The sequence below is a fragment of the Nonomuraea terrae genome, assembly GCF_044465245.1.
Taxonomy (GTDB): domain Bacteria; phylum Actinomycetota; class Actinomycetes; order Streptosporangiales; family Streptosporangiaceae; genus Nonomuraea; species Nonomuraea terrae.
On the sequence record NZ_JBITLL010000003.1, the window covers coordinates 48,626 to 64,006 of the forward strand.

Here is a 15,381-nt window from a genome sequence, read left to right on the forward strand (position 1 = left end):
GCGAACCGCCCACTCGGGGTGGGATCGGCTGCGGGAAGCACCACGTTCCCAGTAGAGCAGTGCTCCCGGCAGTGGGGCAGCGCTGTGGCTCTCGCCGTTGCGTGTCCCGCAGTTGTGGGGTGCGACCTCTCGGCAACCGCCCGAAATTCTTACTGGCACCCCTTGATGAGGAGCCGGGAAACGAGTGAGCCGCTCATTCGGCGGGGCAGACGGTGCCCGGCCCGGGGAGCTTCAGCTCGATCAGGTATCGGGTGGCGTGCCTGATCGGACACTGCTTGCCCGACAGATACATGACGTGCCCAGGCCCGTCATAGCCGACCGTGACCGAACCCGGGATCATCCTGGTGAAGCTTTCCGTGAGCGCCTGATCCCCCCACGTGCTGCCGACCCCCAACACCGGCGGCAGCCCACGAACAGGCAGCGGCCGTGACGGGTTGGCCACCTTCAGCGGCCAGCCCGCGCAGCCCAGCGCGTCGAACGACACACTCGCCAGGTTCGCCGAGATCTTCCCGGCCTCGCGACGGGCCTGCGTGAGCTCCGCGTAGCCGGTGTACCCGCGCTCGTCCGCGCACGTCATCGCGAGCGCCCCCGGCATGGCCCAGACACGCACATTGCCGAGCACCACATCGGCGAAACCGGACCCGTCCCCCTGCCGGGCCCGGTTTACCGCGTCGGCGAAGGCGAGCCAGCGGGTGTTCCCCGGCCCCGGGTCCCCGAATCCGGCGAAACCGAAGGTCTTCAGCCGCGATCCGGTCAGCTCGCCCTTCCCGAACTCCGGTGAGGTGACCGGGATCGGCCGGCGGTCGGCTTCCCGGGTGAGCTCGCGCCAGACCGCTCCGGCGTCCTCACCGTGCAGGGCACAGGCCGGGGTCGCCGAGCACCACGCCGTGAACCTGCCGAACACCTGCTCGGCGCGCGACAGGGCCAGCGACCTCTGCCGCGGCCAGCCGACGGTCTGGTTGACCACCCCGTCGACGTACAGGGCCCGGATGCGGTGCGGGAACAGCCGGGCGTACGCGGCCGCGGGTACCCCTCCGTAGGAGTTGGCCATGAAGCTCAGCCGCTCCTCGCCCAGCGCCCGGCGGACCGCGTCCATGTCCCTGGCCACCGACAGCGAATCCAGGTGCGCGAACAACCCGGTGCCGTCCTCGGCCCGGCACGCCTCGAACGCCCTGGTCATCTTCGCGGCCAGCGCCTCGTACTGCCTGCGGCTGCGGGGCTCGTCCGGCGACGTCCCGGGCCGCAGGCACGACGGGGGCAGCCGATCCTGCCAGACGGTGTTACGCGGGTTGTAGGCGACCAGGTCGAACCGTCCGCGCAGTTCGGTGAGATCGCCCGCGGCGTGTTTCAGGTCCTCGATCCCCTTCCTGCCCGGCCCGCCCGGAACGCCCAGCACGCTGCCGATCCGGCGGTCCGGCTCCGTGGCGGGCAGCCGTGCCAGCTCCAGCGGGATCTTCCGCCCGTCAGGCTCGGCCCAGTCCACGGGCACCTCCACCGCCGCGCACTCCATCCCGGCGGGAACGCCCTGCCCCTCGCACGCGCGCCAGCTCAGCCGCTCCTCGCCCCGGACGGCCGACGCCGTCGACGCCAGCAACACCGGCACCATCGCCGCGACCAGCCATCTGCTCATCCTCATGGCTCCAGCGTGCTCGCGCGGCCGCCCGGTTTCCTCCTCCCTCGGAACCGTTGCCGCGGCGGCGATCTGGGACCCCGCTCCTCCCCCTCCGGAAGGACCGGGGTCGGCGCAGGGTGCGCGGGGTCCCGGATTCGACGCGGGTCAGCTCCTCGGCGGCGGCAGCCGTCAACGACCCGAGGCACGCCCCCGGATCGCCTCGAACAGAGCCGAAGCCGACCGGCTCAACTCACGATCCACCGCGATCCTGCTGCCCCAATCCGCAGGACAATCAGCGAACGTCTCTCTCTCCCCCCCGCAACTCGCGCAGATCCACCCGCCCACGCCCCGCCAGCCGATGCCCCGCAGGACACGCCAACCGCATCGTCTGCCCCCCGATCGGCACCAGCCCCAACCCCGGCGCCACCGCCTCCGGAAGGGACACGAACGCCAGATCCAGCCGCCCCTCCCGCGCGTGCAACGCACTCGCCCCGCACCGCAACTCCACCGTCACCTCCGGATACTCCTCCCAAGAACCCGGCCAGCAACCGCGGCACACTCGCCCACGCCGGACGCTGCGACTGCAACGCACCCAGCCGCACCGTCCCGCGCGACCCACCTTTCAACTCATCGACGACCCCGCGTATCGACTCGGCGGCCACCAGCGCCCGCCGCGCCACCGGCAGCAACACCCGCCCCGTCTCGGTCAGCATCACCACATGCGTCGTCCGCTCGAACAACGCCACACCCAGCTCCCGCTCCAGGCTCCGCACAGCGGCCGACACCGCCGACTGCACCACATACAGCCGCTCCCCCGCCCGGGTTAACCCACCCTCCTCGGCGACCGCCACAAAAGCCGCCAGGTGACGAAGCTCCATCACCCATCGCGATAAGCGCCAACTAATCTCTTCATCTCCTGACACGGCCACCCCAAGCCACCATGGAGAACGCGGGACGACACCAGCACCCGGCCCGCGAGCACCAACGGGGGAACATGTATGGGGACATTTCACGAAGCCACCGCCGTCACCCTCCGCGGCCACGCCTACGAAACCGCTCTGGACCCACAATGGACCGTCGCCGGCAAACCCCACGGCGGCTACCTGCTCGCCACCATGACCCGCGCCGCCTGCCACAGCGCGGGCCCCCACCACCCACACCCCGCCACCGTCACCGCGGCCTTCCTCACCGCACCCACGCCAGGCCCCGCCGACATCCACATCGACCACCTGCGAACCGGCCACGGCACCACCCAGACCCGGGCCCGCCTCACCCAGAACGACACCCTCCACGTCGAAGCGCTCATCGCCCTCGAGCACCTGACCCACGACGGCCCCACCTGGTCAGGCCTCGAACCCGTCCACCTGCACGCCGAACACCGATGCCCACGCACCCCACCACGAGAACCCGGCGGAACCACCCCCGTGCCACTCATGGAAGTCATCGAGCAACGCCTCGACCCCCTGTCCGACACGCCGTCACACCGCGGATTCATCGCAGGCTGGCAACGCCTCGCCGACGGCACCGACTGGGACCCGCTCTCACTCCTCGTCGCCCTCGACCTCGTCCCGTCCGTCACCTACGACCTCGGCCTGCCCGGCCGCACACTCACCATCCAGTTCAGCGCCTACATCCGCCGCATCCCCGCACCCGGCCCACTCCGCTTCAGCATGCACGCCTCGGACATCACCAACGCCCGCATGGACGAAACCACGTACCTCTGGGACAGCGAAGACCGCCTCGTCGCCCAAGCCACCCAACTCGCCGCCATCCGCACGCCGGCATGAACAGAGAAGCCCCCGGCCTCATCCCGGCCGAGGGCTTCCCCTGTCATCAGTGATCGTTGCGCATCCTCGCGGATGCACTACCCACCCCACCGCGGTTACACCAGAAGGGGCCCATCAGGCCCCCTCTCCACGGTTCCGAAGAGCCCCGGCGAAGGGCACGCTGTTCCCACACGCAGGGCACACCCGCCCTTCACCACCGACCACGACCACAAGAACTCCCGAGGGGTGAACTCGTGAGCGCCGAACCGAGCCGACTGACGCTGACGGAGAGATCCGGCCTGAGCCGAGACCCCGAAGCGGTACGCGAAGCCCTGTACACACACCGCACCAGACTCGCCGGCCGGCTCGCCGAGCTCTCCCCCGCCGACTGGACGGCCCCCACCCGATGCGCCGAGTGGACCGTCCACGAAGTCGCCCGTCACCTCGTCGACGTCGCCGAGTTCCACGTCGCCTGCCTCACCGGCCGGCTGGTGCACAGCCGCTTCGGCGGCTTCCGCGAGTTCGACCCGACCTCGACCCCCGGGGAATGGCTGCGCGACTCCGCCGGCCGGTCACCGGAACAGACGATCGACGCGCTGGTCACGCTCACCGAGGCCGAACACGACAGCCTGGGCCGTCTCATCGACGCCGGCGCCTCCGCCACGGTGACCAGCCCCCTCGGCGGACGATGGCACTGGTCCGTGCTCTCCCTCCACATCCTCTGGGACGCGTGGATGCACGAGCGCGACATGTCCGCGACCCTGCGGGCCGGCCGGCCGCAGAGCGCCGCGATCCAGCGACTCGTCGCCCTCTACGGCCTGCTGGTCTCCGCCAGTGCCGCCGCGAGGTCCGGTGAGGTGCCCCAGGTGACCGTCCGTCTCGCCGGCAGCCCAGACGACATGTACGAAATTTCCGGCCCCCCGGGCGATGTGCGGGTCACCGCCGGAGCCACCTCATCCCCGCACCTCAGCGGTCCCTTCGAAGCGGTCCTGGAGAGCGTCGCCGGACGCGGGCCGCGCCTCGCCGAGGTCGTCGGCGTCTCGAACCCCGCGGTCGAGCACCTCTCCCGGCTGACGGCCATCATGAAGTAGCGGCGCGGGTCCGCAGGCGACGGGCGGAGCCCGTCCTTCGGTGATGTCGTGGACGGGTAGCCCGCAGAGGGCGCCTTTACATTGTAGATCCAGAAGACGACGCCGGCCCTGACCCGCCGATGGGGGTCAGGGCCGGCGTGCGGGATCACCAGGTCAGCGGCCGGTGTCCTTCGTCTTCACCTTGCAGGTGGCCGTGGCCGTCTTGGCCGGGTCGCTCACCGAGGCCGCGGTCAGCGTGACCGTCCCCGCGTGGGCGCTGTCCGGCGTGCGGGTCACGAACACCGGCACCTCCACCGACTCCCCGAACGCCGCCGTGGCGAGGTCGTTCGGCAGCTGAGCCTGCCAGCCCTCCCCCGCGGCCGAGGCCGACAGCCGGTAGACGTCGTTCTTCAGGTGCGCCCGCTCGTCCTGCGGGTGCAGCGCCGGATCGGTCGCCGCGTCCTTGCCGGTGTTGGTCAGCCGGAACGAGCAGTTGGTCGCGTGCGCCGGGGCCCCGCCCACGGGCTTGCCCTTCGTCAGCGCCACACCGCGCTGCTGCGGCCCGGCGCCCTCCGGGTTCTGCACGCCGATGACGTAGTGCAGCAGGCCCTTGTCGTCCTCGTAGTTGTCGAGGATGTAGAAGCGCAGGCCGTTGGCGGCGTCGACGTACTCGTTCTTGGAGCCCGAGTTCGTGCCGGCGTGGAACAGCGCGTCGTTGAGCTGCCGGTAGTCGCCGATCGTGCGCATCACCTTGGTGCCGTCGGGCCGCACGTAGTCGACCATGTCGATGTCCTCGGGATGCGCGTCCACCACCCACGTGAAGCAGTTGTAACCGCAGGTGGAGCCCTCCTCGCCGTCCTCGCCCGGCTCGAAGGTCTTGTTCTTGGCGATCAGCACGCCGTTGTCCGGCTGGAACGAGCCGTACCCGATCCGCTGCACCGTCTCCAGCGTGTAGTTCTTCCACTCGCCTGCGGGGCCGCCGCCGTCGCACAGCGGGTCGGTGCCGACGTCACACGCCGGCGAACGGTCGACCGGCGCGGCGCCGTCCAGCAGCACCTGGACGCCCGCCCGGGTGCCCTTGGGCAGCTCGCCCGCGTTCACCGCCCGGGCGACCACGTCCACGACGGCCAGGCCCGACTTCGCCAGCCCGTCGCGGTTGAGCCGCAGCACCGAGGAGTACGGGACGAAGCCCATCCCGATCTTGCTGCGCAGCGTCAGCTCGGCGCCCATCGAGGCGCCCTGCTGCGCGGGCACCTGCCAGCGGTTGTGCGGGCCGCCCGGACCGTTGAACGAGCCGCGGTCCATCATGTCCCACGTGCCGGAACCCGCCCGGTGGTAGGGCTGGATGTACGGGTTGTTGTTGTTGTCGCCGATGCTGAAGAAGAAGTGGGCCAGCTCGTGCGTGATCGTGCCCGAGCTCTCTCCCTGCCGGACCGTCGACTGGCCCCACAGCTGCGAGCCCGCCAGCCAGGACGTCCAGGGCACGTACCGGCTGCGCACGGCGTTGGGCTGCTCCGGGTTCGGGTTGCCCCAGATCTCGCGCGGCACGTCGTCCGGCGAGTTGAACTTCATCTCCCCGAACTCCTGCCACACCGAGGTCTCGTCGTAGCCGCCGTAGATGCGCAGCACCACGTCGAAGCCGCAGTTACGGGTGCAGTCGGCGTCCTCGTGCCAGAGCCGGTCGGCGTCGGTCTCCAGGCGGGTGCCGGCGCAGTTGTTGATGGCGGCCTTGTCGGCGACCGTCACCGCGCCGTCGAGGACGAGGTGCGTGCCGTCGGGGATGCCGGTGACGACCCGCTGCCCGGCGGGCGAGACCCCCGCGATCGTGATGAGGTCGCCGACCTTGAAGAACTTCGTCGAGGCCACCGCGAGGGTGGTCACGCCGTTCTGGGCGCCGGTGACCGTGGTGGTGCCGGGGCAACCCTCCTGGTTCGGCTGGCCGATGTCGTTGAGTCCGTACTGCGAGGAGTTCTTCGGCATCCGGTACGGCCCGAACGACGTGATCGAGGAGACGCCGATCTTGCCGCCGCTCTGCTCCATCCAGTACCCGTTGATGGTCTGGAAGTTGTTCACCGGGCTCGGCTTGTTGAAGAAGTCGGCGTAGAACTGCGGGACGTCGTCCCGGCTGACCGGGTCGATCTGCGGGTTGCCGAACGGGTCGGACTGCTTCGGCTTGGTGATCACGAACGGCTGGTCGGGGAAGTCGACCGCGACCAGCGCCACCCGCAGCGCCCGGTCGGTGGGGACCGCGCCGTCGGTGGCCCAGCTGACCCCGGGGATCGGCTTGTAGTCGGCCCAGGTCATGTCCTCCTGGTCCTGCACCCGCTGCGGGTCGATCGGCTGCATCGCGGGCGGGCTCCACGCAGCGGCGGTGGTGGCCTGGCTGGCCTGCGTCATGTTCAGCGATAGGACGAGTACGAGAGTGCCGAGCACCGCCAGGGTCTTGCTCGACATTCGTCGGGATGGACGGCGGCCGCGGTTTAAGAGCACAAACAACACCTTCCTCAACGAACCTGCCGACGCCGAACCCTACGGTCCGCCGACGCCCGCGTCACTGTGCAGATGCCGAAACCGCGCCGCCGGCCGTCCCGACGTATGTCGAGATTCCACGCTCCAACTGTTTGACGGAACGCATGATCCGGCACATACCCGGAGAACCTTCCTACGTCCGTCGAAAGCGGTGCGATGCTGTCGGAGCTGCAAACGATCGTGGACTCGCTGGCGAGCCGCGTCGGCCGTCCCGCGCTGATCGAGGACCACCGCCAGCGGGTCGTCGCCTACAGCGAGCAACTCGAGCCGATGGACGAGGTGCGCCGGATGTCGATCCTGCGCCGCCAGACCACACCCGAGGTCATCGCGTTCTTCAGGAAGGTCGGCATCACGCAGGCCAAGGGCGCGATCCGCACCCCGGCCTGCGACGAGCTGCAGATGCTGCCCAGGATCTGCGTGCCGATCCGCCACGGCGACATGCTGCTCGGCTACGTCTGGGTCATCGACGCCGACCAGTCGATGACCGCCGACGAGATCGCCGCGGTCTCCACCACCACCGACGACCTGGCGCTGGCCCTGTACCGCGAGAACCTCGCCGGCGAGCTGGCCTCGCAGCGGGAGACGGAGGCGATCCGGCTGCTGCTCGCCGACGAGCGCGACGCCCGCCGGCACGGCGCGATGACGCTGCTGGAGGGCGGCCTGCTCGCCGGCGGCGACGTCCCGACGGCCGCGGTGGTCGCGCGGCTGATCCTGCGCCCCCACGTACGGCTCGACGACCTGGCCCGCATCGCCCTGGAGCAGGCCCTCATCGCCAGCCGCCGCCGCTGCGGCCCCAAGGAGGCCGTGCACCTGGTGCGCTACGACCACGGCGTGCTGCTGGTCCACGACCGCGACGGCGCCGCCCTGGCCGTCGCCGAGCACCTCAACGACGCCCTGCAGACGACCATCCGGGGCCTGCACTGCGTGGCCGGCGCGGTGGTGGGCGTGGGCCGGCCGCGCGCCGAGCTGCCGGAGGTGCGCCTGTCCTACGACGAGGCGGCACTGGCCGCCCAGGTCGCCGTGCGGCTGCCCGCGGTCGGGCCGGTGGCCAGCTGGTCGCAGCTCGGCATCTACCGCCTGCTGTCGCAGCTGTCCGGCGAGGTGCTGAGCAACGCCGGCATCCATCCCGGCCTGGAGAAGCTGATCGCGGACCCGTCGAACCGGCCGCTGCTGGAGACCCTGGAGACGTACCTCGACCTGGCGGGCAACGCGCACGCCACCGCCGTACGGATGAACCTGCACCGCGCCTCGGTGTACTACCGGCTGCAGCGGGTCGAGCAGCTCGCCGGCACCGACCTGAGGAACGGCAGCGAACGGCTGTCGCTGCACATGGCGCTGAAACTGGCCCGGCTGGCAGGGCCGGCGTGACACCGGCCCTGCCACGGACGGATCAGGGCTCCGTGACCCTGTTCTCGAACGTCAGCGTCCGCGTCTGCTCCTGGTTGCCGTTGGCGTCCACGGAGCGGAAGTCGAGCGTGTGCGTGCCCTTGCGCAGCACCCGGAACGGCTCGCCGTAGGTCCTCCACTTCCCGCCGTCCAGCCGGTACTGGGTCCGGGTCACGCCGGAGCCCCAGCCGTCGTCCGCCGTGAGCGTCACGAACGGGTTGACGTACGTCTCACCCTGGCGGGGCGGCCGCTGGGTCAGCGCCGCCTCGGTCGTGGGCGGGTCGACCTCGATCGCCTTCAGCGCCGCCCGCACATCGGGCAGCGGGCCGATGTGCTCGCCCGCGGACGCCGAGCCCTGCGGGGTGCCGGTGCGCTTGAGCAGGTCGGCGATCTCCGCCGCCGTCCACGGCTCCTGCCCGGTGGCCTTCAGGTACGACTGGACGGCCACGACCGCGCCGGTGACGATCGGCCCGGCGCCCGAGGTGCCGCCGAACGTCCTGGTGTAGCGGGCGTTCACGTTGGCCGGGTCGGTGCCGCCCTGCAGGTTGCCGTTGCCGCCGGAGGTGACGATGTTGTGTCCCCAGCCCTGCAGGTCGAACCTGGAGCCGTAGTTGGAGAAGTTCAGCCGCTCACGTGCGGTGCTGCTGCCGGCGCCGACCATGATCGCGCCGGAGTCCTGGACGCTGCGGTCGAACCACTTGATGCCGTTCTGCAGGTACAGGTCGGAGTCGACGTTCTGGTTGCCGTTGCCGCCGGTCTCCACCACGGTGACGCCGAGCCCGTCGAGCAGCTTGATCGCGTCGAAGACCGACGGGATCCACTCCAGCGGGGCGTAGTTGCTGCCGCCGAGCGGGCCCGACGTCTGCTGCTCCAGCAGCACCGCGTCGCCGGGCGCGAGCGCGCCGAGCCCGGCCAGGTACGCCAGCGCCGCCCCCGGGCTCCACCGGGTGCCGCCGGAGGGCAGCGCCTGCGTGGGCGAGATGCCGTACATCGTGGCCTCGGGCACGCTGCCGGTCACGCCGTAGCCGTTGTCCTGGCCGACCAGCTCGCCGAAGACCGCCGTGCCGTGCTCGTCGGCGAAGCCCGTGTAGCGCGGGAACACCGAGCCGCCGAGGTCGCTGGACGCGTCGAGCCGCAGGTCCTCGTGGGAGACGTTCCAGTCGTACTCCAGGTCGACGATCTTGATGCCGGCGCCGCGGGCGCGCGGGTCCTGGTGGGAGAAGTCGGCGTCGATGCCCTGCGGCGCGGGCCGCAGGTAGCCCTGCTGCTCGCTGAAGTCGGGAGTCGCCGACGCCGATACCGACGCCGCTACCGACGACGGCGGCGGGGCGAGGTCGGGGGCCGGGTAGGCGAAGGCCACCTCGGGGAGCGCGCGCAGGTCGGCGACCGCCTGCTCCACGTCCACGTCGGCGGGCAGCACCACGGTGTACCAGGAGGCCATGTCGGGCACCGCCTCGCCGCGCGTCCTGGCCCTGGCGCTCGTGTCGTCCAGCTTCGCCACCGCGGCGCCGGGCAGCAGCGGCGTGACGGAGCGGGCGCCGTGGCGGTCGAGGACGGCCTGGACGGGGTCGAGGTCCTCGCCGCGGGCGCTGCGCAGGCTCTGGCCCGTGCCGCGGACCCGGAGCGCTTCGGTGAACTTGACCTCCAGGACGACCTCGGGCGTGACCGCGGCCGAGGTCGTGAAGCCCCGGCCGTCACCCAGGGACCCGGTCACGGTGAGCGCGTCGGTGCCGGGGCCGAGCCCGGCCCGGGCCAGCTCCTCCTTGTCGGCGTGCACGACGAGGTCGGCCCGCCCGTCGTGGTCGGTGTCGGCCGTGGAGGTGAGGTATCCGCCGTCGTCGCGGGCCACCGGCGCGCCGTCGCCCAGCCGGACGGTGGCCGGGTCGACCGCGGTGGCGTCCACGCCGTCCGCGCTCAGCAGCGTGACGGGGACGAATCCCGGCCCGGCGATGTTGACGCCGGCCGGCAGGACGGCCTTGATCGGGAGTGCGGGCGGGGTCGCGGCGTGCGCGGGCAGAGCCACGACAGCGCCGGCGGCTAAGGTTGCGAGGGCGGCCAGAAGAGCCGGACGTTGCGGCATGACGTATCCGTTCCATGCGAGGGGGGCTGGCGGGGGGTCGGTGCCGATGGAAAGGGGTCGGCAGCATCTAATCCCGAGCGGGCCGCGTCGCGCACTGGCGCATCTGACGGAAGAATCGACGCCCGGGACCTACCGTTGTCGAAAAGGTGTTCCCGGCCGATGAGACGCTCGGGTAGCTTGCTCGGCATGCCCGCATACCCGGCCAAGCCCGAGCCCGGCGACAAGGTCGCCGTCCTGTCCCCCGGCGCGGCGGCGCCCGCGATCTTCCCGGAGCCGTACGAGCTGGGTCTGGCCCGCCTGCGGGACGACTTCGGGCTCGTGCCGGTCGAGTACCCGACCACCCGCGAGCTCGGGGCGTCGCCGGCCGCGCGGGCCGCCGACGTCAACGCCGCCTTCGCCGACCCCGAGATCAGGGCCGTGCTCACCTCCATCGGCGGCGACGACCAGATCAAGGTGCTGCGTCACCTCGACCCCGACGTGCTCCGGGCGAATCCGAAGCCGTTCTTCGGCATCAGCGACAACACCAACCTCTGCAACTACCTGTGGAATCTGGGCATCGTGTCCTACTACGGCGGCACCGTCATGACGGTGTTCGGCCGCGGCGGCCGGATGAACCCGCAGGCCGAGCAGGCGGTGCGGGCCGCGTTGTTCACCCATGACGTCCACGAGCTGCGCCCCGCGGACTTCTACGGCGACGTCGACCAGGACTGGAAGAACCCCGCGCTGCTGGAGCACGAGCCCGACATGTTCCCCGGCGACGGCTGGCGGTGGCACGGCCCGAGCCGCGCGGTGACCGGCCCGTCCTGGGGCGGCTGTCTGGAGCTGGTCGACTGGAACCTGCGCGTCGGCACCCACATCCGCGAGCCCGCCGCCTACGACGGGTGCGTGCTGTTCCTGGAGACCACCGAGGAGCTCCCCGACGCGGGCTACGTCTACACCGTGCTGATGTGCATGGGCGAGCGCGGCCTGCTCGGCCGGTTCGCCGCGGCCGTCGTGGGGCGGCCCAAGGCGTGGTCGCTGGACTCACCGCTCCCGCCGGAGCGGAAGGCCGCGTACGCCGAGGCGCAGCGTGCGGCCGTGCTCCGGGCGTTCGCCGAATACAACCCGGACATTCCGCTCGTCCTCAACGTGGACATCGGTCACACCGATCCCCAGCTGGTCGTTCCGTACGGGGGCGAGATCACCGTCGACGCGCCCGCCGGCCGCGTCACCGTGCGGTACTGATCGACTACGGGCCCGCACCACCACTCCTGAGGACCTCGCCGAGTGGGAGAACGCTCCCCGCTGCCGCGGCCGGGCCTGGCACGAGCGCGCTCTGGCCGACCCGGCTCATCACGGTCCATCGGCCACGATGAGCCGGCGCGGGCTCAGCGTCAGCCGGCCTTGCCGTCGGTGACGATCCGGCCGCGCAGCATGGCCTCCATGACCTGCATGAAGCGCTGCGCGCGCGGCTCGCCGACGACGAACGGGTTCGACGCGCCGCCGCGGCGCAGTTCCTCCAGGCGTTGCAGGCCGTGGTCCGACATCAGGTGGTTGTTCAGCTCGACGTCCACGCGCGCCCGCCGCATGTGGGCGGCGAAGGCGAGGACGGAGGCCACGTACGTGCGCTTGTCCTCGGTCGCGGCCGGCGGGTTCGTCCCGCCCCACAACATCGCCGTGTGCGGCCGTCCCTTCCAGCGCACGGGGAAGATCATCGAGACGGTGCCCGGGGTGTGGCCGGGCGTGTGGTGGAAGGTCACGGTGGTGTCGCCGAGGGTCAGTCTCCGGCCGTCGGCGATGTCGAGGTCCGGGGTGAGAGCGCCGCCGGCGAGGGCCCGGTCGGCCTTGTGCATCATGACCCGGGCGCCGAACCGGCGGGCCAGGTACCCGGCGCCGCCGAAGTGGTCGCGGTGCCCGTGGGAGACGACCACATACTTGATCGCCGAGGGGTTCACCCCGACCGAGCGCAGCTGGGGGACGAGGATCTGCTCGGCTTCGTCCGCCGAGTTCAGCGCGTCGATGAGGATCACCCCCCGGGAGGTGACGATCGCGGTGGCCGACACCAGGGAGGTGCTGACCACCGCCACGTTGTCGAAGGTCCTCAGCGGCTTGGGCGCCTTCACCTGCGGCACCTCGGCCCCGGGAGACAGCGCCCTGATGAGGTTCCGCAGGACCGGGTCCTCGCCGGCCAGCCGGGCCGCCCGCTCGTAGTAGTCGGGAGCGCTCGCGGCCCGCGCCTCCGCCCGCCCTCCCGCGAGGGGCAGGAACAGGGCGCCGGCCAGCACGGCGCGGCGGGACGGGCTCGGCTGCTCGATGGGCATGCGGAGGTCACCTTCTTTCCGGTACGGCTTGTGGCACCGCCCAGCAGAGCAGAGCCGATCACGTGGCGTCCAATAGCGAGATCACCCGCGCACCGATAGAGGAGTCGATATCACCCCTGGTCGAACGATCACTTGGGACAGCAGTGAGCGCAGCGGTCGCGCGGCGGTGTCGGCGCACACTTCGCCGGGCGTGAGGGTGCTACGTGACCGTCATGGTGATCCCCGGCATCCTGCTCTTCGTCGGCTGGGCCGCCCTGGCCGACCGGATGCGCGCACGGTTCGACCGGTGGCAGGACAAGCGCTCCTCCGGATGCCGCACGACACTGAGCTGGATCGTCGGGACAGCCGGCTTCCTGCTCCTCCTGGACGCACTGCCGGACGAGATCGCCATCATGAGCCGGTGACCGCTCCGGCCTACCCGCGCCTGCCCAGTGACGCCAGGGTGTCGATCAGCCGGCCGACGCGGCAGTACAGGTGCGGCGGCAGGTGGGCGACCAGCGGGGAGTGGCGCTGGCCGAGCAGCATGACGAGCTGCCGCGGTGGCAGGTCGATGTAGCGCGGCAGGTTCTCGTACCAGCGGGCGCTGTAGCGGGCCGCCTTCTGGCTGACGCGGACCGCGGATCGGCGTGTACGGGCGTAGCGGCGCAGGCTCACCGGGACGCGCGGGTCCTCCATCAGCGCACCGGCCAGGCAGGCGGCGTCGGCCAGGGCCAGGGCGGTGCCGGCGCCGATGGAGTAGTGCGTGGTGTGCGCGGCGTCCCCGGCCAGGACCATGTTGTCGCGGTACCAGGCCCGGTTGGTCAGGGTGCGGAAGTGCACCCAGCGCGCGCCGCCCTGCCCCCCGCTCATCAGCGGATGCCCGTCCAGGACGTCGGCGAACAGCTTCTCCAGCAGGCCCAGGCAGTCGGCGTCGTTCATCTCGTGCAGACCGAGCCCCCTCCAGGTCTCCGGCGGGCACTCGACGACGCAGGTGCTGTGGGTGGTGCTGAACGGATAGCCGTAACACCAGATCCAGCCGTGCTCCGTCGGCACGAAGGCGAAGAGGAAGGACTCGAAGACCTTGGTGGTGCCGAGCCAGGTGTAGACGTTGCGCCCGGCCGCGAAGCGCGGGCGGAAGTGGCCGGCGTGCCGCTCGCGCAGCACACTGTTGACGCCGTCACCGGCGACGACGAGATCCGAGCCGGCCAGCTCCGTCTCGTCGGTGATCTCGTGCTCGAACTCGATGCGCACACCGAGGGAGTAAGCGCGCTCGGTGAGGATACGGAGCAGCTCGTGCCGGCCGATGCCGAAGCCGTCGTCCCAGCCCTCCACCGTCACGACCGCGCGGTCCTGCAGGTGCATCCCCCACGTCTCCCAGCGGACGGAGGCGTCCCTGATGGCGCACGCGGACTCCGGGTCGCTGTCGTAGAGGGCGTCGAGCAGCTCGGCCCAGTAGGTCACGCCCCAGCCGTACGTGGAGCCGGCCGGATTCCGCTCGTACACGGTGATGTCATGGGACGGGTCCGCCCCTTTCATCAGGATCGAGAAGTACAGACCGGCCGGTCCGCCGCCGACACAGGAGATCTTCACTGGAGCTCCCCACCATCACACATTGCGACAATATGTAACAGACTGTAGCAGCGAAGGTTGCCGGCTCCGTTGAGCCGCCGGTCAGGAGATGGCCAAGTCGAGGGCCTTATAGGGAAATACCGGCTTTCATGGTTCGGCTTGACTGTTGATCTTAGATGCACAAGATTGTTCGCGTCTTTCCAGACCATCCAAGGAATCCCATGAAGCGAACCATCGTCGGTGTCGCCGTGGTCGCGGGCCTGGTGCAGCTCAACGCCACCCCCGCGCAGGCAGCACCCGAGATCGACCCGGTCAAGGCACTCAAGACCGCGCTGGTACGCGGCCAGGCCGTCGACATCGTCGCCACCGTCAAGGCGGACTACGGCCACGGCGTCTCCCTCACCTCCGGCATGGACGGCACCATCGGGTTCGGCCCCCGAGGCGAGATCGCCTCCGACCTGTCCCAGACCCTGCGGTACAGCAAGACGGCGATCAGCAGCGCCAAGAAGCTCGGCCTCGGCGACGACGCCGAACTCCAGCAGACGCCCGTCAGGACGATCTCCTCCGCCGGCGACGACTACGTCTCCGGGCCCGTCGTCGACGAGGCCCTGCCCCAGGACACGAGCTGGGTGCGCTACCGCGACACCGACCTGCCGGCCAGCAACATGCTGCTCGAAGTCCTGGAGCCCGGCACGCTCAAGGCCCTGCTGATCTCCCGCACCTCCTCCAGCGACGGAGTGCTCAAGGGCACCATCAGGGCGGACAAGCTGGCCAAGGTGTCGCGTTCGTTCGCCTCCCGCTTCGGTAAGCCGTCGAAGGCCGCCAACGTCTCCTACACCCTCTGGTTCAGCGGCGACGGCCTGGTCGAGCGGGTCGCCGCCAAGGCCGTCCTGCCCTCCAGCGACGGCTCCCTCCGCGTCGAGTCCGACACCCGCTACTCCGGGTGGGGCCGCCAGGTCACCATCCTGCTGCCCCTCGAAGGCGACGTGATCGATCGGGACCAGCTCGGCGACAAGGCGCCACGCCAGGTGCCCGGCGTCTGGAGCTGACCGCTATCGTCGTGGCGCCGCACCACCGACAGCAACGAGGA

Annotated in this window: 12 protein-coding genes and 1 pseudogene; 6 read left to right on the plus strand and 7 right to left on the minus strand. The window is 70.9% G+C overall.

Features of this window, described 5'->3' with window-relative positions; translation table 11 throughout:
* Positions 1-193: 193 nt before the first annotated feature.
* The 3 genes and pseudogenes from ACIBP6_RS12665 to ACIBP6_RS12675 all read right to left on the minus strand — a co-directional run.
* Complete coding sequence (locus tag ACIBP6_RS12665) at positions 194-1,636, minus strand: alpha/beta fold hydrolase (RefSeq protein ID WP_397051621.1); 1,443 nt, start codon at positions 1,634-1,636, stop codon at positions 194-196.
* Between the two features lie 268 nt (positions 1,637-1,904).
* The gene (locus ACIBP6_RS12670; protein ID WP_397053378.1) at positions 1,905-2,231 is read right to left on the minus strand and encodes a LysR substrate-binding domain-containing protein; all 327 of its coding nucleotides are present in this window, start codon (positions 2,229-2,231) and stop codon (positions 1,905-1,907) included.
* Positions 2,232-2,316: 85 nt separating this feature from the next.
* Positions 2,317-2,490: pseudogene (locus tag ACIBP6_RS12675) on the minus strand (LysR family transcriptional regulator); the annotation flags it as partial.
* A gap of 120 nt (positions 2,491-2,610) precedes the next feature.
* Between ACIBP6_RS12675 and ACIBP6_RS12680 the strand changes: the two are divergent.
* Both ACIBP6_RS12680 and ACIBP6_RS12685 read left to right on the plus strand, forming a co-directional pair.
* Positions 2,611-3,399, plus strand: coding sequence for a thioesterase family protein (locus ACIBP6_RS12680; RefSeq protein ID WP_397051623.1), 789 nt, complete (start codon positions 2,611-2,613; stop codon positions 3,397-3,399).
* A gap of 233 nt (positions 3,400-3,632) precedes the next feature.
* On the plus strand, positions 3,633-4,469 hold the full coding sequence (locus tag ACIBP6_RS12685) for a maleylpyruvate isomerase family mycothiol-dependent enzyme (RefSeq protein ID WP_397051625.1): 837 nt from the start codon (positions 3,633-3,635) through the stop codon (positions 4,467-4,469).
* A 153-nt stretch (positions 4,470-4,622) separates the two neighbouring features.
* Here the strand turns inward: ACIBP6_RS12685 and ACIBP6_RS12690 are convergent, their stop codons facing one another.
* Complete coding sequence (locus tag ACIBP6_RS12690; protein WP_397051627.1) at positions 4,623-6,902, minus strand: peptidase M6; 2,280 nt, start codon at positions 6,900-6,902, stop codon at positions 4,623-4,625.
* A 255-nt stretch (positions 6,903-7,157) separates the two neighbouring features.
* Between ACIBP6_RS12690 and ACIBP6_RS12695 the strand changes: the two genes are divergently transcribed.
* Complete coding sequence (locus ACIBP6_RS12695) at positions 7,158-8,345, plus strand: PucR family transcriptional regulator (RefSeq protein WP_397051628.1); 1,188 nt, start codon at positions 7,158-7,160, stop codon at positions 8,343-8,345.
* A gap of 22 nt (positions 8,346-8,367) precedes the next feature.
* On the opposite strand, the gene ACIBP6_RS12700 is transcribed toward ACIBP6_RS12695, so the two are convergent.
* Positions 8,368-10,443: an OmpL47-type beta-barrel domain-containing protein gene (locus ACIBP6_RS12700; protein WP_397051630.1), complete on the minus strand. Its 2,076-nt coding sequence runs from the start codon at positions 10,441-10,443 to the stop codon at positions 8,368-8,370.
* Positions 10,444-10,629: 186 nt separating this feature from the next.
* On the opposite strand from ACIBP6_RS12700, the gene ACIBP6_RS12705 reads away from it, so the two are divergent.
* The gene (locus tag ACIBP6_RS12705; protein ID WP_397051632.1) at positions 10,630-11,667 is read left to right on the plus strand and encodes a S66 peptidase family protein; all 1,038 of its coding nucleotides are present in this window, start codon (positions 10,630-10,632) and stop codon (positions 11,665-11,667) included.
* Between the two features lie 149 nt (positions 11,668-11,816).
* Here ACIBP6_RS12705 and ACIBP6_RS12710 read toward each other — a convergent pair whose 3' ends face one another.
* Positions 11,817-12,743, minus strand: a complete 927-nt coding sequence (locus tag ACIBP6_RS12710; protein ID WP_397051634.1) for an MBL fold metallo-hydrolase — start codon at positions 12,741-12,743, stop codon at positions 11,817-11,819.
* Between the two features lie 203 nt (positions 12,744-12,946).
* Between ACIBP6_RS12710 and ACIBP6_RS12715 the strand changes: the two genes are divergently transcribed.
* Positions 12,947-13,147 (plus strand): hypothetical protein, encoded by a 201-nt coding sequence (locus tag ACIBP6_RS12715; RefSeq protein WP_397051635.1) that lies wholly within the window; start codon positions 12,947-12,949, stop codon positions 13,145-13,147.
* Positions 13,148-13,157: 10 nt separating this feature from the next.
* Here ACIBP6_RS12715 and ACIBP6_RS12720 read toward each other — a convergent pair whose 3' ends face one another.
* Positions 13,158-14,312: an FAD-dependent monooxygenase gene (locus tag ACIBP6_RS12720; RefSeq protein ID WP_397051637.1), complete on the minus strand. Its 1,155-nt coding sequence runs from the start codon at positions 14,310-14,312 to the stop codon at positions 13,158-13,160.
* 200 nt (positions 14,313-14,512) lie between these two features.
* On the opposite strand from ACIBP6_RS12720, the gene ACIBP6_RS12725 reads away from it, so the two are divergent.
* Positions 14,513-15,340, plus strand: a complete 828-nt coding sequence (locus ACIBP6_RS12725) for a hypothetical protein (RefSeq protein WP_397051639.1) — start codon at positions 14,513-14,515, stop codon at positions 15,338-15,340.
* Positions 15,341-15,381 lie beyond the last annotated feature (41 nt).

What these genes read in the sequence shown, in the direction of transcription:
- ACIBP6_RS12665 (WP_397051621.1), bottom strand. Translation starts at nt 1,636, where the DNA reads ATGAGGATGAGCAGATGGCTGGTCGCGGCGATGGTGCCGGTGTTGCTG.
- ACIBP6_RS12680 (WP_397051623.1), top strand. Translation starts at nt 2,611, where the DNA reads ATGGGGACATTTCACGAAGCCACCGCCGTCACCCTCCGCGGCCACGCC.
- ACIBP6_RS12690 (WP_397051627.1), bottom strand. Translation starts at nt 6,902, where the DNA reads ATGTCGAGCAAGACCCTGGCGGTGCTCGGCACTCTCGTACTCGTCCTA.
- ACIBP6_RS12700 (WP_397051630.1), bottom strand. Translation starts at nt 10,443, where the DNA reads ATGCCGCAACGTCCGGCTCTTCTGGCCGCCCTCGCAACCTTAGCCGCC.
- ACIBP6_RS12705 (WP_397051632.1), top strand. Translation starts at nt 10,630, where the DNA reads ATGCCCGCATACCCGGCCAAGCCCGAGCCCGGCGACAAGGTCGCCGTC.
- ACIBP6_RS12710 (WP_397051634.1), bottom strand. Translation starts at nt 12,743, where the DNA reads ATGCCCATCGAGCAGCCGAGCCCGTCCCGCCGCGCCGTGCTGGCCGGC.
- ACIBP6_RS12725 (WP_397051639.1), top strand. Translation starts at nt 14,513, where the DNA reads ATGAAGCGAACCATCGTCGGTGTCGCCGTGGTCGCGGGCCTGGTGCAG.